The sequence below is a fragment of the Bradyrhizobium sp. 132 genome (assembly GCF_023074185.1).
Lineage (GTDB): Bacteria > Pseudomonadota > Alphaproteobacteria > Rhizobiales > Xanthobacteraceae > Bradyrhizobium.
Genome location: NZ_JADPKY010000078.1, coordinates 163,942 through 182,637 on the forward strand (window position 1 = coordinate 163,942; position 18,696 = coordinate 182,637).

An 18,696-nucleotide genomic window follows, 5' to 3' on the forward strand; every position below is an offset into this window, starting at 1 on the left:
AGACCCTTCAAAAAAAGGCGAAAACAACCCCATGCACAGTAGCTAAACCCTCGCGTCGCCTGCCGAATTTATTTGACGCGTCGGGCAGATTTCGGCTGCGGCGGCCGATCCAACCGGGAGCAGAGTTCAGGTCAGCTCGTCGTCCCGCGCCACCATCTCGTTCAGCATCGCCTCGGCCTTGTGCTGGAGCGGCAGCGCGCCGCTCTCAGTGACGATCGCGATCGTCGCGCGCAGGGCCGCAAGGATGGCCGCACGGGCCTCTGCAGTCGACGGCGGCGTCACCACGGCCTCGCCGAACAGGGCCTCGGCTTCCAAGCCGGAAAACCCCTGCTGCCGCGCCGTGTTGCGCGCCTCGCGCAGCATGTTCTGCGCGGCCTGGATGTCGCCGAGGCGGTGGGTGGCGAGCGCAAGGTAGATCGAGCTACGCAGCACCGCCGAGGTATAGCCGACCGCCTTCGCCTCCTCGCGCGCTTCGGTCAGCATGCCGCGTGCCCGGTCGAACAGCCCCTGCTCCAGATAGGCCATGCCGAGGTGACAGCCGAGCACCGGCACGAACAGCCGGATGCCGTGCTTTTGCGCAAGGACAAAACCGTCTTCGAGAATAGCCGCGGCCGCGGCCGGCTCGTTTTGGCCAAGCTTCAGCCACCCGCCGCTATAGGCGGCGGCGACCCGGTCGTAGGGCCGGGCCGTCTCCTCCGCGATCGCTGCGGCCTCGCGCTGGAGCTGCTCGGCGGCATCGAGCTCGCCCATGACGGTGTGGGTGAAGCTCTTCATCATGCAGCAGAGAAGGAGTGTGTATTTGGGGGGAGTTCCGAAGGGCGCACTCGCTTCCGGCCCCATGAGATGGGCACGGGCTCGCGCGATAGTCCGCTCCGCCTCGCGATAGCGCCCGGCAAGAAAATAGGCCTGCCCGAGATTGTATTGCGCAAGGTTGCGCCAACCCGGGTTGCCGGACTCTTCGGCAAGACCAACGACCTCCTCGCCAAGAGTAACGGCCTCCGTAGGCGTCCCATAGAAGTTCTGCCCACCCGCCATGACCGTCTTGGCGGCAACCCTTCTGCCGACATCATCGATCTCGCTGGCCCGTTGGTCAGCTTCCTTTCCCAGATCGACCCACTCGGCAACCCGACCGGACCAGATGAACGCCATGCGCGCCTCCATCCGGAGATCAATGGCATTCGTCTCCCTCGAACTCGTTATTGGCGTCTTATCGAGTGAACTCATCGCGGTCCGGAAGTAGTCGACCGCGTCTGCATATGCCGAGCGCAAAAGACACTTCTGTGCGGCGCTTCTTCCGTAGTCGAACGCCTTGGGCCAGTCCTTGGCACGCATCGCGTGGTAACAGAGAGCGTCAGGATCATCTCTCAATATTTCGTCGCTCTCGAATGCCGCAAGAACGCGCGCATGTACGCTCTCGCGGACCTTTTCGACCATCGACTCGTAGGTCACCTGGCGAACCATCTCGTGTCGAAACTCAAGCGAGTCCGCGATGTCGCTATCGATCTTGACCAGCAGCTCGGCCCGATCGAGCGCTGCAAGGCAGTCCCGCAGGGCGTCTTCGGGCAAGTCCGAGACTCTCCGCACGACGGCTTCGCTCGATCGCGGCCCCAATGCGGCAGCGACCTGCAAAACCAGGCGCTCCTGCCTCGACACCCGATCGAGTCGCGCCGCAATCACACCTTGGATACTTGTGGGGATACCCAGCTCTTCTATAGGACGCACCAGGGCCAGATCACCCCACTGGCCGCGAAGTGTGCCGTTATCCTTCAGACCACGGCAGACCTCCTCGATGAACAGCGGAACGTTGGCCGTGTGAGAGATGATCCGGTTCTTCAAGCCTGCATTCGTCACGGACGTGCCGAGCATGTCGGCCAACATGGCCATTCCGGATTCATCATCCAATGGCCGCATCGCGATCACTTCTGCATGACAACGCGCGATCCATTCCGGCATTCCGTTCGGCCTGCTCGTGAGGAAAACGAACAGATTCGGCACCTGCAGCGACGCTATGGCGGCAATAACCGTGTCGCTGGCTCGATCAACCCAGTGCAGATCCTCGATGAGAAGAACGGTGCCGTTATGGCGGGCTACGCCTTCCAGGATTGCGCAGCTTGCCTCCGAAATCGCCCGTCCCCGCGCGTAGGGCTCCAATTCGCTCCAACGCGGATCGGAAATGGGCAAATCCAGCACCGCGTCGATTGCAAACTGATGGACCGGCGACAATTCCCTTCGAGGGTCTGCCAGGCGGTCTGAGTCCTTGGAGACTGCCTCCAGGAGAGAAAGCACCAGTCGCTTCAGGGTGCTAAATGGCGCGCCCTGAAGATTTGGGCTGCACTCGACGTCGAGCAACCGCCAGCCGTCAGCCCTGAGTCCCTGCGCAAATTCGTGCGCAAGCCGCGACTTTCCAATGCCCGCATCACCCATCAGCAGAACAGTCTGCCCGCTAGTGACAACCTTCTCCGCAGCGCGCCATAGCAGCGCCCGCTCCGTCGTCCGATCGACAAATCGGGAGACGCTACGAGCGCGTCGCACCCGCCAGCTCGAAAGATCGCTCGCTCCAATGATCCGATAGACCGGCAGAGCTTCGTTGAAGCCGCGCAGGGTCTTGCGGCCAAGAAAATCAAAGCGGACATGCCCGTCCGCAAGCTTCTGGCAGGCTTCGGACACGTAGATCTGGTTCGCCTCGGCTGCCGTCTCCAGCCGCGCGGCCAGATGCTGGGCGGCGCCGCCGATCTCGTAGACCTTCGAAAATTCGCTGGCGACCATGTAGGCAACGACATGGCCGGAGTGCAGACCGACCCGGACCTGGAGCCCGGGATCCCCCAAACTGCCGACGCGCCGGACCAGCTCGATCGCCGCATGGCAGGCAAGGGGCGCATGGTTGTCGTCGGCGATCGGAGCGCCAAAGACTGCAGCCAGCCCGTCTCCCAGCTCCTTGCTGACGATGCCGCCAAACTGGCGTACCGCGGCCCTCATGGCCGCCAGTGCCGGCTCGAGGCGCGAGACAGCCTCCTCCGGCTCCAATTCGGCAACAAGACCTGTCGAGTCTATGACATCGGCACGAAGAATCGTCACAAACCGACGTTCGCTGTCGGGATCGACCCGCTGACGCACTGCGGCCCCGCATCTGGAGCACCAGCTATCGTCCGGACCGATTGCAGACTGACACGTGAAGCAATTCATTCCTGCGCCTCAGAGGTCGCGGCCATTCTGTCGACCAGAATCCGCGAGCAACTCTCGATAAGAATACCTGTCGAAAACAGCTTAGCAATCGCGCTTGCTCCTCACCGTTAGCGGGGCACGGTGCGGTTGGCGATCTGGACGAAACTCAGTCCTGAGTGGTAGCGTAAGCAAATCCCAACAAAGATGGGGCACATATTTCGACGGCGCGAGGATTGGCCAAGCTGACCGGCGTCGCTGGAGTTGTACGTATTTTCGCAAAGCCAAGAACATAAAGCCAAGAACATATTGAAGGAAAAGGCGATGGGCTCAAGAACATATACCGGGGCTTCATTCAAAGATTTGATGAACGAGAATTATTTCCCGCTGGAAAACATGCAGCGGAGCGTGGACATCCTCAAGGCGTCCCCGGACATCCACCTGCCGACGCTGGAATACGGCCAATACCACCTGATCTTGACGCCGCCAGACAGATGGCCAGAGGGAAGCGCTGCGTACTGGCACAAGGAAAAGGGCCGGGCTCGCGTCGACCTCAGCACCCAGCCTAACACGATCCCCTTGTCCAGCGACGAGCCGGGCGTGATCCCCTTGACGCGATGCGATCTGCTCGATGCCTGCGTCCGGAAATGCTTCAACTCCGAGCCGCCGATCCCGATGAAGACGAAGATCGTCACGCACAAGGCGAGCGACGCCTATGCGCACCGGCATGAGATCCGGCTGGAGTGGGAGTATCGCGATGGCGAGGACAAGGCGCCGACGCTGCTCTATCTGACGATGGTTTGTCCGCACAGACCCTGATCATCGGACGCATTCGACGCGACAGAATGGCTGTCATCACCTCCCGCGCGCCCCACAGGCACGCGGGAGGTGATGATTCTACGCCCGCTCGCCGAGGCGGCCATCGGGCCTGGTCGGGGCCGACGGGAAGGCAATTACGCAGTTCTGAGCTGCCTTGAGCTCCGCGCAAAAAAATGGCCCGCGCGAGACGGGCCATTTCCTCATGTAAACCGACAAATTCAGCGAAGGCCGCCGGTGACGTGAAGTGTCTCGCCCGTGATGTAAGAGGCTTCGTCCGAAGCGAAGAAGGCCACCGCGGCGGCGATCTCCTCGACCTTGCCGATGCGGCCAAGCGGGGTTGTGGATTCGATCCAGTTGCGCATGTCGCCCTCGTGCAGGCCGGCCGACACGACGCCTTCGGTGGCGATCATGCCCGGATTGACGGCATTGACGCGGATCTTGCGCGGCGCCAGCTCCTTCGACAGCACGGAGGAGATCGCGTCCACCGATGCTTTCGTCGCGGTATAGACGGCGGTGTTCGCCGGCGCGATGGTCGATACGCCGGAGCTGATATTGATAATGCTTCCGCCATTGGGGTTGAAGTGCTTCGACGCTTCACCCGAGACCAGCAGCAGGCCAAGCACATTGAGGTCGAAATGCTTGTGGAAATGCTCAGGCGTGATGGCCTCGAGCGGTGCGAACTCGTAAACGCCCGCGTTGTTGACGAGGATATCGATCGCACCGAACGCCTTCACGGTTTCCGCGACCACACTTTTCACGTCCTTGGCGTCGGCCAAATTGCCGTGGACGGCGACCGCTTTGCCGCCCTTGGCGAGGATGGCGGCGACGACGCGGTCGGCGGCCTGCTTGCTGGAGCTGTAATTGACGGCGACCGCCGCACCCTCGGCCGCAAGCCGGGCGGAGATTTCGGCACCGATGCCTTTGGATGCGCCGGTCACGAGCGCAACTTTTCCTTCGAGTCTCTTGGTCATCATATATCTCCATGATCCGGCACGACGCCGATATTCAATAGTTCAATACTAGTGAACTATTGAATGAGTTCAAGGGAGGTGCTATATTTTAGGCATGGTGCAGTTCGTTCACCCATCGCGGGGCGAGATCACACTGGCCGGGGTGCTAGGCGCGCTTGCGGATCCTATGCGGCTGCGAATCGTCAAGAGCTTGGCCGCGCAGAGCGATTGCATGTCGTGCACCGAGGCGGCGCCTTGCCCCGACATGGCGAAGTCGACCCTGTCGAACCATTTCCGGATCCTGCGGGAGGCCGGCCTGATCCGGACGTCCAAGCAAGGCGTCCAGCACCGCAATGTCCTGCGCGAGGACGACATCAATGCGCGGTTTCCGAAGTTACTCAAGATGATCCTGAGCTATCCGGACTGAGGGCGTTCGCCTACTCTTGGTCGGGGATTACAGTCACCGACAAGCGATTACGGTGCAATCAACTCTGACGGCGCATTAGCATTAAAGTGCACTGTCACCGTAACTCCTCGGTTCCAAACGACAGGGGGTTTTTCCGTTTAGGGCTACTTCGCTTTGTACCGGAAACCCAAAAGGCTTCCTGACGGATCAGTGTCAGTCAGCACAAGACGGATATAATCGTGGGCCTCAAACTCGGCGCTGAAATCGTCCGTTGGCAGCGCATCCGAATTGAGTGTGAGGATGTATTGAAAGCCGTATTTCTCGCTCATCTGCACCGCGAGTTCGATAGCGTGTGCTCGCTGCCGAGGATCGACACCATCAAAAATCGTGCTGTCGTGAATGAGAAAGTCTATGCCGAGCCCGCGCCCGCGAGCAAAAGCGACAAGCATCAGATCATAGCAAAAGATCTTCATCTTGCTGATGCCTTCGCTTGTTCCGCCATCTATTTCAACGTCGTATCGATAGCCGGTATCATCGATGTCTATCAGCAGGCGGCCGGGGGTCTTGTAAAGGTGCTCTGAATTATCGGCAAAAAGGCGTAAAGCCTTCGACCATACAGCACGGCGCTCATCGTAATCGAGTTCAGCTGATCGCTTCAAATCGACAGTTGCGACCTTTATCTGATCGAGGCGCGTCGCCATCTGCCGGAGTTGGTTGATGCGAGCAATAAGGGCTTCGAAATGCGTGCGGGTGGTCGCATGCATTTCTTGCAAAGCCGTAAGTTCTTCGAGCGCACCATGCCCTTTGAGGAGGTTCAGCAAGATCGCACGATCGCTCGAAAGTTGCTCCAACTCCTCCTCTTGTGAGGCGATGCGTGCCTGCAATTCAGCGACTTCGTTTGCGAGAAAATGGCGTCTGTTTTTTACGATCTCGCTGTTAAAGGACCGGGCTTGCTCAAGGGTCTTTTTCACCGCTTCGGGAAGCACAACCCGCGCTTCTGAATAAAGTGCTTCCAGACGATCGGGCGTGGCAGCCCCTTCGTCTTGCAGGTTATCAGAATATCGATCGATCCGTCGCCCTGCCGTCATGTTGGAATTTACAAGCGCGTGAATCTGCGCAGTCAGCCGATTGGCTTCCTGTTCCGTTTGTCGATATTGCGGAAGAACCTGAAAATTCGCGAGCGCTTCATTTTCTTGGGTCAGTCGTCCTTCTAGCTGTATCCTTTGCGCCTCCAACTCGCCGATCGAGGACAACTCGCCGTCAATTGCGCCTGTCTTGATTGCTTTCTTAAGCGCATCGAGCGCGTTTTTTTGATCCTTCAACACCTGCCACTTGGCGGCCTTCTCCCAATCGAGGCCCAATAGGAAAGCATTGTGAAGCTGTGCGTCCCAGGTCTTTTGCTTCTCGAAGTGAGTGAACGGCGACAGATAGGCCGGCGGATGGTTGCGGACGAAGTACGCGAGCAACGATCGCGCCGACGGCGCATATGTCGTCACGTTCGCCTTGTCGCCGACCCCGAACAGCGCCCATCCGAGCAGAGAGCGCCATTGTTTTATGTCGAAACCTACTTGCCCCGCTTTGTTCGTCGCCCGGATTGCAGGCCATGTACTTACGTCGCCTTCAACCTCGACAAAGCCGGGCTCAATTGTATGTCTGGTCACGCGCACCTTGGCGCCGCCAAGAGTGATATCGAGCGTAAAGGCCCAATCCTTCAAAGGCTCAACCCGAAGGCCCTCCTTGGGCCTAGGACCGCTGCCAAGGCAGTAATCGACAATATCGATCAGCGCTGATTTTCCGAGGCCATTGGTTGTGTCCTTATCACCCGCTGCCTGCGAACGATCGGCCACGATCAAATTTAAGCCGGCCTCAAACTCGACCGACCGAAAACCTTTATGATTTGCGTAAACACCGTGGATCAAGATTGCACTCGGACAAAAAGCCCGTCTCTAAGTTCGATTGCGCCGATGATGAATAGAAGATCTGCCGCAAGAACGAAACGCTCGAAGGTGCCGACATTTTTTTCAACCTTGGTGCGTTCCCATAATCCAGACACAGTAATAGGGCTGTCCAAGTGCTGAAGGATTGTGGCGCCGACCCCGAGGATCGTCTCGTTTTCCGAGATATGTTTCGTGGGAAGGATCATTTTTCGAACACGTCGCAAATCTCGAACAAGTAGATGAGGACGGCAAGCCCGGCCGTTCGATCGCCCTGGCTCTTAAGTCCGCGCTGGGAGAATGCACACATAAGCTCGAAAAGCTCGTTGCCTTTGTGGCCCTGATGCCGAAGGCGAAAATATTCTGCGAGAAAGCCGCTCTTGAGCTTATCGGGAAAGTCCGGATCTAGCTGTGTTTCAGCCGCGACGAAATCGGCGACAGTTGTGCGAGATGACAAGCCGGCCGCGATCGTGTGGCGGGAGCCGTTAGACAGGTCATTCTTCTTGATCTTTTCTTCCGGCGGCAGGAGATCGAAGTTTGGCCCCGAGACAGTGGCCGGCGGTTGGCTGGACACCCACGCCACCGCGTGCTGCAACTCGGGAAAGGCAACGTCAGAAAATGCCTCTGCTATGGCGGCGCTCGCCTTCTCTTCATGCGTAGCCTTGAGGGCTAAGAGATTTGCCGTGGGCCAGTCAGCCGGCACCTTATCGATGACCGTATGATCGCCCTCGCACATGTAGATGAGATTATCGACGTGATCTCGCTGTGCGTCGGTCATGGTGGCGTCGTAGCGAGCGGCAGCCGGCTTCTCGCCCGCGATATGTGCCGCTTCGCCTACAGCCGTGTCATCGCCCACGATGGCAGTATAAACGAGAGGCTTGGCGCAACCCGGAAACGCGCAAATCCCGCCGCTACGGAAAGCGAGCAGAATTTTTGTTGGATATGATGCCCCCACTTACGTCCCCTTACCGTGCCGCTTGCTGCCGCTTCGGTCGCAACAGGGAGATCACCCGCATTGCTGCGCGTCAACTGCCGGCAATATTTACTTCCGCTCAACGCGCAATTTTTTCAGGGTGACGACGCGGTGAATAGCCCGAAGGAATTCAAGGCAACAAAAAACCCGCTATCCCATTGGGATAGCGGGTTAGTATTTGGTTGCGGGGATAGGATTTGAACCTATGACCTTCAGGTTATGAGCCTGACGAGCTACCGGGCTGCTCCACCCCGCGTTAACCGTTGCTTTGCCTTCGCGAAATGCCGGGACGGTGGATGAAGGGCCGACGCTGCTCGCGTGGCTTGCTTCGTCCGTCCCAAAGGCTTCCTTGGAAGGCGACCCCGGGCAAAGCCCGTTGGGTGCGGGCGGTATGTACCAACCCGGGGTGCCTTTGGAAAGGGCTGCGGGACGATTTTTTCGACTTTATGACAGGTCAAAACCCGCCAAAAGCCAAGTCTTGCCAGAAGTTCCACAAAGGGCCAGCTTGCGGCAACAAAACCAAGGGGCCAACGCCACTTAAGAGGGAGAACGCCTTGGACCGATCCTTGGACAAATCCTTGGACAAATCCCTGCCGAGCGCGCCGCTTCGAGCGCTGGAGGACGCCTTCCATGCCATGGTCGCGCGGTCGCGGGCCGAGCCGGCGCCTGACCTTGCCGGGCGGCTCGACCGGCTGGCGCGGCTGCGTGCCGTGGTCGCCGACAACGAGGAGCGCTTCCGGCAGGCGATCTCGGCCGATTTCGGCCACCGCTCGGCGGTCGAGACCACCATCGCCGAAACGATGATGGTGTTCTCCGAGATCCGGCATGCCACCAAGCATCTGAAGAGCTGGATGGCGCCGCAGCGCATCGCCACCGCGCTGCAATTTTTGCCCGCGCGCAACCGGCTGATGCCGCAGCCGCTCGGCGTTGTCGGCATCATCGCGCCCTGGAATTATCCGCTCCAACTGACGCTCGCGCCTGCGATCGGCGCGCTCGCCGCCGGCAACCGTGTCATCATCAAGCCGAGCGAGCTGGTGCCGCGCTTCGCAGGCCTGCTGAAGGAGACGATCGCGCAAAAATTCGATGCCGCGGAAGTGCTCGTCACCGGCATCGAGGACGAGGTCGCAAAGGCCTTCGCATACCTGCCGTTCGACCATCTCGTGTTCACCGGCTCGACCCGGGTCGGGCGGCTGGTCGCGGAGGCCGCGGGACGCAATCTGACACCCGTCACGCTCGAGCTCGGCGGCAAATCGCCCGCGATCATCGACGCCTCCGCCGATCTCGAAGAGGCGGCCGAGCGCATCGCCTACGGCAAGCTGCTCAATGCCGGGCAGACCTGCATCGCGCCGGATTATGTGCTGGTGCCCGAGCGCTCGTTGCAGGCCTTCGCCGAAAAAGTGCGGGCGCAGATGCGGCGCATGTTCGGCACCGATCCCGCCAACAAGGACTACACCTCCGTGATCTCCGACCGGCATTATGCGCGGCTGGAAAATCTCGTCGCCGATGCGGCAAGCCGCGGCGCAAAGATTTCGCAGCCGGCGAAGGCCGACGATCCCAACTGGAAAGCGCACCGCAAATTCCCGCCGACGCTGATCGTCGGCGCGACCGAAGACATGGCGGCGATGCAGGAGGAGATTTTCGGCCCGGTGCTGCCGGTGCTCGGCTATCGCGAACCGGCCGACGCCATCGCCTTCGTCAACGCCCGCGACCGGCCGCTGGCGCTGTACTGGTTCGGCAAGGACCGCATTGCCCGCGACGAGGTGCTGGCGCGCACCGTCTCCGGCGGCGTCACGATCAACGACTGCCTGTTTCACTTCGCGCAAATCAACCAGCCGATGGGCGGCGTCGGCGCATCCGGCACCGGCGTCTATCACGGCGAATGGGGCTTTCGCACGTTCAGCAAGCTGAAGCCGGTGTTCTATCGCTCAAAATTCAACCGCCTCGCCGACCTCTATCCGCCCTACGGCGGCAAGATCGCGCGGCTGGAGAAGATAATGCGGTTCATGTCTTAAGCACAACACCCGTCATTGCGAGCGCAGCGAACCTAGACCCTCACCCTGAGGAGCGCGCATTTCGCGCGCGTCTCGAAGGGCGAGGCCACCAGCCGGGCCTTCATCCTTCGAGACGCGCGAAGTCGCGCTCCTCAGGATGAGGAATGGACAGTCTGGATTGCTTCGCTTCGCTCGCAATGACGAGAAGAAAATACGCAGGGGGAAAACATCAGTGAGCGACACATTCGATTTCGTCGTCGTGGGCGCGGGCTCCGGCGGCTGTGCGGTGGCGGGGCGGCTGTCGGAGGATGCGGGGACATCCGTGGCGCTGCTCGACGCCGGCGGTCCGAACGACAATTGGCGGATCACCACGCCGTTCGGGCTCGCTTTGCCATACAAGGCAGCGAACTGGGCCTTCGATACCGTGCCGCAGAAGGGATTGAACGGCCGTATCGGCTACCAACCGCGCGGCAAGGGGCTCGGCGGTTCCTCGGCGATGAATGCCATGGTCTACATCCGCGGCAACAAATGGGACTACGACCACTGGGCCTCGCTCGGCAATGCCGGCTGGTCGTACGCGGACGTGCTGCCCTATTTCAAGCGCTCGGAGAACAACACCGATTTCGACGGCGCGTATCATGGCAAGGGCGGCCCGCTGCATGTCAACAGGCTGCGCTCGGACAATCCGATCCATGACGTCTTCCATCAGGCCACCCGCGAGGCGCAGTTCCGCATCCGCGAGGACTTCAATGAAGACGACCACGAAGGGCTCGGCAGCTACCAGGTGACGCAGCATAATGGCGAGCGCTGGAGCGCAGCACGCGCCTATGTGCATCCCTACATGGGCAAGCGCGCGAATCTGCGTGTCGAGACGCAGGCGCATGCCACGCGCATCCTGTTCGAGGGCGGGCGCGCGGTCGGCATCGAATATATACAGGGCAAGCAGACAAAGCAGCTGCGCGCCCGCCGCGAGGTGATCCTCGCCTCCGGCGCCTTCCAGTCACCGCAATTGCTGATGCTGTCGGGCATAGGCGATGGCGAGGCGCTTCGAACGCACGGTATCGGCGTCGTGCATCACCTGCCGGGCGTAGGACGCAATCTGCAGGATCATCCGGACTTCGTGTTCGTCTACGCCTCCGACTATCCGCACTTCGTCCACTCATCGATCAGCCGGCTGCCATCCCTGCTCCGCGCCATCCAGCGATACCGCCGGGAGCGGCGCGGCCTGATGACCACCAATTTCGCCGAGTGTGGCGGCTTCCTGAAGACCCGAGCCGACCTCGATGTGCCCGACATCCAGCTGCACTTCATCATCGCGATGCTCGACGACCATGGCCGCAAGAAGCACAAGGAGGCGGGCTTCTCATGCCATGTCTGCCTGTTGCGACCGAAGAGCCGTGGCAGCGTCTGGCTGAAAAGCGCCGATCCGCTGGCAGCGCCGATGATCGATCCGAATTTTCTGGGTGAGGCGGAGGATCTCGAGACGATGGTCGCGGGCTTCAAGACCACGCGACGGCTGATGGAGACGCCCGCAATGCGCGCGTTGCAGAAGAAGGACATGTTCACGTCTGAAGTGCGCACCGACGACCACATCCGCACCATCCTGCGCGAGCGCGTCGACACCGTCTATCACCCCGTCGGCACCTGCAGGATGGGGACGGATGCGATGGCCGTGGTCGATCCGGCATTGAAGGTGCATGGCGTCGAGGGTCTGCGCGTCGTCGACGCCTCGATCATGCCAACGCTGATCGGCGGCAACACCAATGCGCCGACAATCATGATCGGAGAGAAGGCGGCGGACATGATCAGGGCGGAGATGCGGTAGCTCAATTGAGCAGGAAACCACCGTCGACGGTGATAACGCTCCCCGTCATGTACCGCGAGGCCTTCGAGGCCAGCAGCAAAATCGCGCCGTCGAGATCGGACTCGGCACCGATGCGGCGCTGGGGGATGCGCTTGGTCAGGCGCTCGCCTGGCGGCGTCGACCAGAATGCGTGGTTCATCTCGGTGTCGATGTAGCCGGGCGCCAGCGCGTTGATGCGGATGTTTTGCCCCGCAAGCTCCAGCGCCATCGCCTTGGTCGCCTGGATGATGCCGGCCTTGGAAATCGCGTAAGGCGACACCGCCTTCAAAACGCCGGTGCCGAGCACGGAGGCGATGTTGACGATGTTGCCTTCCTGCTTGCGCGCGATCATCCGCCGCGCGATTTCGGTCGCAAGGAAATAGGCGCCCTTGAGATTGGCGCCGATCACCGCGTCCCAATCGGCCTCGGTCTGCTCGGTCGCGAGCTTTTCGATGGCGATGCCGGCATTGTTGATCAGCACCGTGACCGGACCCAGCGCGGCTTCCGTGGCATCGACGGCCCTGGCGATCGAGGCGGTGTCGGTGACGTCGAGCGCGACGGCGGCGGCACGGCCGCCCTTGCCGCGGATCTCTTCTTCCAGGCTCTTCAGCTTGTCGGTCTGCCGCGCCGCGAGCGCGACGGCCGCGCCATGCGCTGCCAACACCCGGGCAAATTGCCGCCCCAGGCCCTGGCTCGCGCCTGTCACGAGGATGGTTTCTCGACTGACGTCGAATAGGTCTGACATGACGAGTTCCTTGACGTTTTCTTGGGGCGCGATCCCTGAGCTTTGCAGCCATCAATACAGACGATTTTAACGATCTGAAACCGGAATGATCGGTTCTGCGTTCACTCGTTCCATGGCAGGCTCCCGCGCATGAACAGTTTCGATCTCGCCGTCTATGCCGCGCTCGCAATCGCGATCGGCTTCGGTTTCAGGACCGGCCTGCTCGGCAGCGCCATGACGATCCTCGCCTATCTCCTCGCCGCCCCCATCGCCGTCGCGCTGATGCCGCTGATCGTCCCGCAGGTCGCGGGCAATCCGAATTCGCCGCTGCTTCAGAACTGGATCTGGTTCTTCGGCATCTTCGTGGTGGTCGGCATGCTGTTTGGATATCTCGGCCGGCTGGCGCTGAGCGACACGATACGCGAGGCCGGCATCGGCGACCGGCTCGGGGGCGCCGCGCTCGGCGCCATCAGGGTCGGCCTCGTCGCCACCACGCTGGTGCTGGTGTTCGACCAGATCGTGCCGGCCAACCGCCAGCCGCCCTTTCTCGCCGGCTCGCATCTACGGCCGCTGTTCTCGGCCGCGGGGCAGATGGGCTTCAAGTCGCTGCCGCCGGAGGCGACCTCCGCGATCGACCGTCTCAAGCAGGAGCGGCGCATCTGATCAGGCGCATTTGCATCGCCGCGCAGGACCGCATGCATTTTGATGCGAGCCCGTCCCTTATCAGCGGCGCCAAGGTTGGCTAGAATAGCGGCTCTAAAAACCTGCATGACATTACGGGAGTGAAACAGTGGATCTTGGGATCAAAGGTCGCCGCGCCATCGTCTGCGCATCCAGCAAAGGCCTCGGACGCGCCTGCGCCATCTCGCTGGCGGAAGCCGGCGTTCACGTCACACTGACCGCGCGCGGCGCCGAAGCTTTGAAAAAGACGGCCGACGACATCCGCAAGGCCTGTCCTGATGTGACTGTCACCGAGATCGTCGGCGACATCACGACGCCGGCCGGCCGCGAGGCCGTGCTCAAGGCCTGCCCCGAGCCCGACATCCTGATCAACAATGCTGGCGGACCGCCGCCCGGCGATTTCCGCAACTGGACCCGCGACGACTGGATCAAGGCGATCGACGCCAACATGCTGACCCCGATCGAGCTGATCAAGTCGACGGTCGACGGCATGATGGCGCGCAGGTTCGGCCGCATCGTCAACATCACCTCGGCCGCGGTGAAGGCGCCGATCGACATTCTCGGTCTCTCCAACGGCGCGCGCGCCGGCCTCACCGGCTTCATCGCCGGCCTGTCGCGCAAGACCGTGATCAATAACGTCACCATCAACGGCCTGTTGCCGGGCCCGTTCGAGACCGACCGCCTGCGCAGCACCGCGAAGGGGGAATCCGAGAAGCGCGGCATCACGCCGGATCAGGTTCTGGCGGAGCGCGCCAAGCTCAATCCCGCGGGCCGCTTCGGCGATCCCGACGAGTTCGGCTACGCCTGCGCATTCCTGTGCGGCAGCAGGGCCGGCTTCATCACCGGTCAGAACCTTTTGCTCGACGGCGGTGCCTTCCCCGGAACGCTGTGAGGGCAGTCTGGTACGAAGAGACAGGACCGGCGGCGGACGTCCTCACCTATGGTGAGATGACGACGCCGGTCGCAGGCCCAGGCGAAGTTCGTATTCGCCTGGAAGCCTCCGGCGTCAACCCGGCCGATGTCGGCCGGCGCGGCGGCAGCTATCGCGCGAAGGAATTTTCGCGTGTCATTCCGAACAGCGATGGCGCGGGGTTTATCGACCAGATCGGCGATGGCGCGACGCGGTTCAAGATCGGCGACAGGGTCTGGTTGTTCAACGGCCAGCGCAACGGCCGCGCCTTTGGCACGGCGGCCGAACATATCGCGCTTGCCGAGCATCTGGTGACGCCGCTGCCGGACAATCTCTCTTTTGCGGAAGGCGCGACGCTGGGCATTCCCGCAATGACAGCGTGGTGCTCCCTGTTTGCGGACGGACCGATCGTCGGCAAGTCCGTGCTGGTCACCGGCGGCGCGGGTGCAGTAGGGCATTACGCAGTGCAACTCGCGAAATGGGGCGGCGCGCAGGTGATCGCGACCGTCAGCTCGGCGATGAAGGGCGAGCAGGCGCGACAAGCCGGTGCCGATCTCGTGGTCAATTACAGGGACGAAGATGTCGTTGCCAAGGCGATGGCCTTCACCGGCGAACGCGGGGTCGACCACGTGGTCGATGTCGATTTCGGCGGCAACATCGCGACGACCCTGAAGTTGATGGCAATCAATTCGACAATCGCGGTCTACGCCACGAACGGCAACCGCACGCCGACTGTGCCGATGCGAGAGCTGATGGAGAAGTGCGTCACGCTCCGCTCGCTCGTCTTGTTCGCGCTGCCGCCGGCGCTGCTTGCGGCGGCGCAGGCCGACGTCTCGAAATGGCTGGCGGCGGGGCCGCGAATCCACAAGGTCGCGGCGCAGTTTGCGTTGTCGGAGACGGCGCAGGCCCATGTCGCCGTCGAGAAAGGCGACAAGCTCGGCACCGTGGTCGTCGACTGCGCGCGCTAGTATCGGCCAGGATCACCGCTGTTGCTTGGTGGGTTCGTCTTCGTCCCGCTGGCTCGAACTGGAGGAATCGGCGACTGGGGTTCCGTCGGTCCAGTCGATGCCGAATTCGTCGAGCCCGTCGGCAAGCAGATCGCCCAGCATCGGCTCACCGAGCAGATAATGCGCCGTTTCGCGCCGGGGGCTGTGATACTCGGCGCGCGCCTGCACGGCGCGTGCGCGCAAATCGTTCCATTCGTCGACCGTGCCGTCGCCGCGGCCGAGCCAGGTCAGCGTGACGAGATCGATCTGCTCGTCCTCGTTCAGGGCAACGATGAAACTTCCGAGTTCGTTGACGACCGGATCGGAGCCGTCATCCTCGAGGATGTCGACCGCATCGTCATCCGTCGCGTTCGAGCCGGAATCTGGATCGGAATTTCCTTCCTTGACGTCGAATTCGCGCGCCTTTTCGATGATGAAGGCGACCTTCTCGGCGGAGATTGCAAGCTCTGGCATGTCTGGCTCTGGCATGGCTGGCCCTTTGGCTTTCCCTGGGTTCCCGCGATAACGCCGCATCACGTCAGATGATCCATTGCGCCTGACGGCGAAACTGCGCATGTTCCGTGCCAAAGCAAGAACGTCGGGATGCGCCGGATGCAGTGGAAAGTCGGCAGGGTCAAAATCACCAAGGTCGTGGAATTGGAGACGGTCGGCTCGACCCGCTTCATTCTGCCCTTGGCGAGCAATGCAGAAATCCAGAAGCTGTCCTGGCTGATCCCGCATTTCGCCACTGAAGAAGGCCGGCTGAAAATGTCGATCCATTCGCTGGTGGTGGAGACGCCGACGCGCCGCATCGTGGTCGACACCGGCCTCGGCAACGACAAGCAGGGCCGCAACGTCCCGACCTGGAACCACCGCACCGCGCCATTCCTTGAGACGATGATTGCGGCGGGCTTTCCGCCCGAGAGCATCGACACCGTGCTGTGCACACATCTTCATGTCGATCACGTCGGGTGGAATACGAAACTGGTCGACGGCAAATGGATGCCGACCTTCCCCAAGGCGCGCTATGTCTTCGGCAAGACCGAATACGAGCATTGGCGCGATCACTCCACCGAGCCGGACAAGCAGGCCGTATTTGGCGATTCCGTGAAGCCGATCGTCGATGCCGGCCGGGCCGAGTTGATCCCGGGCGACCACCGGCTAAGCGACGAGATCAGCATGATCCCGACCCCGGGCCACAGCCCCGGGCATATGAGCATTTTGATCCAGTCGGACGGTGAGCAAGGACTGTTGACGGGTGACGTCGCCCATCATCCGTGCCAGATGGCGCATCTCGGCTGGTCCTCGACCGCGGATTCCGATCAGGGCCAATCGGCGGTGACGCGCCGCGAATTGTTCGGCCGCTTTGCCGATACCCCGACGCTGGTGATCGGCGGGCATTTTTCGGCCGGGCACATCAAGCGGGATGGGGACGCGTTCAGGTTCGACGCGCTGGGATGAGGAAGTTGCTCCTCATGGTGAGGAGCGCGGAACGCGCGTCTCGAACCATGAAGGCCCGGCTCTCGCCCTCGGCCATCCTTCGAGACGCCCACCTTTTGGCGGGCCCTCAGGATGAGGGGGAGCAATGCGGCAACGGGCGTCAGTCGGCGGTTGAATTTCCCGCCGCCCTGTTCCATGAAGCTGTTCAACCGATCGGTCCATTCCAGGGAGAAACGAGAATGAAACTTGTTCGTTATGGCGAGAAGGGTGCGGAAAAGCCCGGCCTGATCGACAAATCCGGCCAGTTGCGCGACCTGTCGGCGCATGTGAAAGACCTGACCGGCGAGGCCTATTCGCCCGACAGCCTGAAGAAGCTGTCGGCGCTCGATCCCGCCTCGCTGCCCGCCGTCTCCGGCAAGCCGCGGTTCGGCGCGCCTGTTACCGGCATCTCGAAATTCGTGGCGATCGGCCTCAACTACAGCGATCATGCCAAAGAGACCGGCGCTGAGATCCCGAGCGAGCCGATCATTTTCATGAAGGCGAACACCTCGCTGTCCGGCCCGAACGACGCGGTCGAGAAGCCGCGCGGCTCGACCAAGCTTGACTGGGAGGTCGAGATCGCCGCGATCATCGGCACTCGCGCAAAATACGTCTCGGAAGCCGATGCGCTCAACCACGTCGCCGGCTACTGCGTCTGCAACGACGTCTCCGAGCGCGCCTTCCAGATCGAGCGCCTGGGCCAGTGGACCAAGGGCAAGTCGCACGACACGTTCGGCCCGGTCGGCCCGTGGCTCGCCACCAAGGACGAGATCAAGGACGTGCAGAACCTGTCGATGTGGCTCGACGTCAACGGCCAGCGCCGCCAGTCCGGCTCGACCAAGACCATGATCTTCTCGATGGCCAAGTGCATCTCCTATGTCTCGCAGTTCATGACGCTGCTGCCCGGCGACATCATCACCACGGGCACCCCGCCCGGCGTCGGCTTGGGCATGAAGCCGCCGACCTTCCTCAACGTCGGCGACGTCATCACGCTCGGCATCGAGGGCCTCGGCGAGCAGCGCCAGGAGATCGTCGCGGCGTAAAGGCTCCGTCCTCATCCTGAGGAGCGCGCACAGCGCGCGTCTCGAAGGATGGACACAAACACAGTCGCCCGACGTTCGCGCCGGGTGACGAGAGAGCGCCTCCCTCGCCCATCCTTCGAGACACGCGCCAAACGGCGCGCTCCTCAGGATGAGGTTTGTATGTCTGGATAGCGGTTATTTCCCATGAAGCTCACCTTCTCTCCCGCCTCGCCCTTTGCCCGCAAGGTGCGCATTGCCGCGATCGAGCTCGGGCTGATCGACAAGATCGAGTTCACGCCGGCAGCCGTCGCGCCGGGCACGCCCAACGAGGACTACTCGCGGATCACGCCGCTGAAGAAGCTGCCGGTGCTGATCACCAACGACGGCGATGTCATTTTGGACTCCTACGTCATCGTCGAATATCTCAACGAGATGGTCGGCGGCAGCCTGATCCCCGACTACGGTCCGCGGCGCTGGCAGGCCAAGACCAATCATTCCCTGCTCAACGGCATGCTCGATTCCATGCTGCTGTGCCGCTACGAGAAGATGGTGCGGCCGCAGGGCCTGCAATGGCAGGCTTGGTCGGACGACCATTGGAATCGGGCCTGGACCGGCATGGCGCGCTTCGAGAAGATGCCTGATGTCCTGAACGGCCCGTTCGACATCTCGCAGATCGGCCTCGTCTGCGTGCTCGGCTATGCCGACTTCCGCTTCGCCGATTGCGGCTGGCGCAAGGCCTATCCGAAGCTCGACGCTTTCCATCAGAAGGTGCTGGAACGGCCCTCCGTGAAGACCTCGGTGCCGCCGGCGGCTTAAATC

Annotated in this window: 17 protein-coding genes and 1 tRNA gene; 10 read left to right on the forward strand and 8 right to left on the reverse strand. The window is 61.7% G+C overall.

What is annotated here, in order from left to right; translation table 11 throughout:
* Positions 1 to 126 precede the first annotated feature (126 nt).
* Positions 127 to 3,183, reverse strand: coding sequence for an adenylate/guanylate cyclase domain-containing protein (locus IVA74_RS13375; RefSeq protein WP_247344081.1), 3,057 nt, complete (start codon positions 3,181 to 3,183; stop codon positions 127 to 129).
* 300 nt (positions 3,184 to 3,483) lie between these two features.
* Between IVA74_RS13375 and IVA74_RS13380 the strand changes: the two genes are divergently transcribed.
* Complete coding sequence (locus IVA74_RS13380; RefSeq protein WP_247344361.1) at positions 3,484 to 3,978, forward strand: hypothetical protein; 495 nt, start codon at positions 3,484 to 3,486, stop codon at positions 3,976 to 3,978.
* Positions 3,979 to 4,196: 218 nt separating this feature from the next.
* Here IVA74_RS13380 and IVA74_RS13385 read toward each other — a convergent pair whose 3' ends face one another.
* Positions 4,197 to 4,949, reverse strand: coding sequence for a glucose 1-dehydrogenase (locus tag IVA74_RS13385; protein ID WP_247344084.1), 753 nt, complete (start codon positions 4,947 to 4,949; stop codon positions 4,197 to 4,199).
* A gap of 94 nt (positions 4,950 to 5,043) precedes the next feature.
* Between IVA74_RS13385 and IVA74_RS13390 the strand changes: the two genes are divergently transcribed.
* Positions 5,044 to 5,355, forward strand: coding sequence for a helix-turn-helix domain-containing protein (locus tag IVA74_RS13390; RefSeq protein WP_247344087.1), 312 nt, complete (start codon positions 5,044 to 5,046; stop codon positions 5,353 to 5,355).
* Positions 5,356 to 5,498: 143 nt separating this feature from the next.
* Here IVA74_RS13390 and IVA74_RS13395 read toward each other — a convergent pair whose 3' ends face one another.
* The 4 genes from IVA74_RS13395 to IVA74_RS13410 form a co-directional block, all read right to left on the reverse strand.
* Complete coding sequence (locus IVA74_RS13395) at positions 5,499 to 7,253, reverse strand: DUF2326 domain-containing protein (protein ID WP_247344090.1); 1,755 nt, start codon at positions 7,251 to 7,253, stop codon at positions 5,499 to 5,501.
* Positions 7,250 to 7,477 (reverse strand): ABC-three component system middle component 6, encoded by a 228-nt coding sequence (locus IVA74_RS13400; RefSeq protein WP_247344094.1) that lies wholly within the window; start codon positions 7,475 to 7,477, stop codon positions 7,250 to 7,252. The genes IVA74_RS13395 and IVA74_RS13400 overlap by 4 nt, the downstream gene beginning before the upstream one ends.
* Entirely contained in the window at positions 7,474 to 8,223 is a 750-nt protein-coding gene (locus IVA74_RS13405; RefSeq protein WP_247344097.1) for an HNH endonuclease, read from the reverse strand. Before IVA74_RS13405 ends, IVA74_RS13400 begins: the two co-directional genes overlap by 4 nt.
* A gap of 197 nt (positions 8,224 to 8,420) precedes the next feature.
* A tRNA-Met gene (locus IVA74_RS13410) sits at positions 8,421 to 8,497 on the reverse strand.
* Between the two features lie 322 nt (positions 8,498 to 8,819).
* Here IVA74_RS13410 and IVA74_RS13415 point away from each other — a divergent pair.
* Positions 8,820 to 10,253: a coniferyl aldehyde dehydrogenase gene (locus IVA74_RS13415; protein ID WP_247344364.1), complete on the forward strand. Its 1,434-nt coding sequence runs from the start codon at positions 8,820 to 8,822 to the stop codon at positions 10,251 to 10,253.
* A gap of 211 nt (positions 10,254 to 10,464) precedes the next feature.
* On the forward strand, positions 10,465 to 12,057 hold the full coding sequence (locus IVA74_RS13420) for a choline dehydrogenase (RefSeq protein WP_247344100.1): 1,593 nt from the start codon (positions 10,465 to 10,467) through the stop codon (positions 12,055 to 12,057).
* A 1-nt stretch (position 12,058) separates the two neighbouring features.
* On the opposite strand, the gene IVA74_RS13425 is transcribed toward IVA74_RS13420, so the two are convergent.
* A complete protein-coding gene (locus IVA74_RS13425; protein ID WP_247344103.1) occupies positions 12,059 to 12,820 on the reverse strand; it encodes an SDR family oxidoreductase in 762 nt (253 codons plus the stop codon).
* 129 nt (positions 12,821 to 12,949) lie between these two features.
* On the opposite strand from IVA74_RS13425, the gene IVA74_RS13430 reads away from it, so the two are divergent.
* From IVA74_RS13430 to IVA74_RS13440, 3 genes are all read left to right on the forward strand, one after another.
* Positions 12,950 to 13,462, forward strand: coding sequence for a CvpA family protein (locus tag IVA74_RS13430; RefSeq protein WP_247344106.1), 513 nt, complete (start codon positions 12,950 to 12,952; stop codon positions 13,460 to 13,462).
* Between the two features lie 127 nt (positions 13,463 to 13,589).
* On the forward strand, positions 13,590 to 14,372 hold the full coding sequence (locus IVA74_RS13435) for an SDR family oxidoreductase (RefSeq protein WP_247344108.1): 783 nt from the start codon (positions 13,590 to 13,592) through the stop codon (positions 14,370 to 14,372).
* Positions 14,369 to 15,358, forward strand: coding sequence for an NADPH:quinone reductase (locus IVA74_RS13440; RefSeq protein WP_247344111.1), 990 nt, complete (start codon positions 14,369 to 14,371; stop codon positions 15,356 to 15,358). Before IVA74_RS13435 ends, IVA74_RS13440 begins: the two co-directional genes overlap by 4 nt.
* Before the next feature lie 12 nt (positions 15,359 to 15,370).
* On the opposite strand, the gene IVA74_RS13445 is transcribed toward IVA74_RS13440, so the two are convergent.
* Positions 15,371 to 15,850 carry a DUF3775 domain-containing protein gene (locus IVA74_RS13445; RefSeq protein WP_247344113.1) on the reverse strand — a complete coding sequence of 160 codons (480 nt, stop codon included), beginning with the start codon at positions 15,848 to 15,850 and terminating at the stop codon, positions 15,371 to 15,373.
* 138 nt (positions 15,851 to 15,988) lie between these two features.
* Here IVA74_RS13445 and IVA74_RS13450 point away from each other — a divergent pair, with 138 nt between their 5' ends.
* The 3 genes from IVA74_RS13450 (at position 15,989) to IVA74_RS13460 (ending at position 18,693) form a co-directional block, all read left to right on the forward strand.
* Positions 15,989 to 16,837, forward strand: coding sequence for an MBL fold metallo-hydrolase (locus tag IVA74_RS13450; RefSeq protein WP_247344116.1), 849 nt, complete (start codon positions 15,989 to 15,991; stop codon positions 16,835 to 16,837).
* 218 nt (positions 16,838 to 17,055) lie between these two features.
* Complete coding sequence (locus IVA74_RS13455; RefSeq protein ID WP_247344120.1) at positions 17,056 to 17,898, forward strand: fumarylacetoacetate hydrolase family protein; 843 nt, start codon at positions 17,056 to 17,058, stop codon at positions 17,896 to 17,898.
* Between the two features lie 183 nt (positions 17,899 to 18,081).
* The gene (locus IVA74_RS13460; protein ID WP_247344122.1) at positions 18,082 to 18,693 is read left to right on the forward strand and encodes a glutathione S-transferase family protein; all 612 of its coding nucleotides are present in this window, start codon (positions 18,082 to 18,084) and stop codon (positions 18,691 to 18,693) included.
* The last annotated feature ends 3 nt before the right edge of the window (positions 18,694 to 18,696 follow it).

What these genes read in the sequence shown, in the direction of transcription:
- IVA74_RS13375 (WP_247344081.1), bottom strand. Translation starts at nt 3,183, where the DNA reads ATGAATTGCTTCACGTGTCAGTCTGCAATCGGTCCGGACGATAGCTGG.
- IVA74_RS13380 (WP_247344361.1), top strand. Translation starts at nt 3,484, where the DNA reads ATGGGCTCAAGAACATATACCGGGGCTTCATTCAAAGATTTGATGAAC.
- IVA74_RS13385 (WP_247344084.1), bottom strand. Translation starts at nt 4,949, where the DNA reads ATGACCAAGAGACTCGAAGGAAAAGTTGCGCTCGTGACCGGCGCATCC.
- IVA74_RS13390 (WP_247344087.1), top strand. Translation starts at nt 5,044, where the DNA reads ATGGTGCAGTTCGTTCACCCATCGCGGGGCGAGATCACACTGGCCGGG.
- IVA74_RS13400 (WP_247344094.1), bottom strand. Translation starts at nt 7,477, where the DNA reads ATGATCCTTCCCACGAAACATATCTCGGAAAACGAGACGATCCTCGGG.
- IVA74_RS13425 (WP_247344103.1), bottom strand. Translation starts at nt 12,820, where the DNA reads ATGTCAGACCTATTCGACGTCAGTCGAGAAACCATCCTCGTGACAGGC.
- IVA74_RS13430 (WP_247344106.1), top strand. Translation starts at nt 12,950, where the DNA reads ATGAACAGTTTCGATCTCGCCGTCTATGCCGCGCTCGCAATCGCGATC.
- IVA74_RS13445 (WP_247344113.1), bottom strand. Translation starts at nt 15,850, where the DNA reads ATGCCAGAGCTTGCAATCTCCGCCGAGAAGGTCGCCTTCATCATCGAA.
- IVA74_RS13450 (WP_247344116.1), top strand. Translation starts at nt 15,989, where the DNA reads ATGCAGTGGAAAGTCGGCAGGGTCAAAATCACCAAGGTCGTGGAATTG.
- IVA74_RS13455 (WP_247344120.1), top strand. Translation starts at nt 17,056, where the DNA reads ATGAAACTTGTTCGTTATGGCGAGAAGGGTGCGGAAAAGCCCGGCCTG.
- IVA74_RS13460 (WP_247344122.1), top strand. Translation starts at nt 18,082, where the DNA reads ATGAAGCTCACCTTCTCTCCCGCCTCGCCCTTTGCCCGCAAGGTGCGC.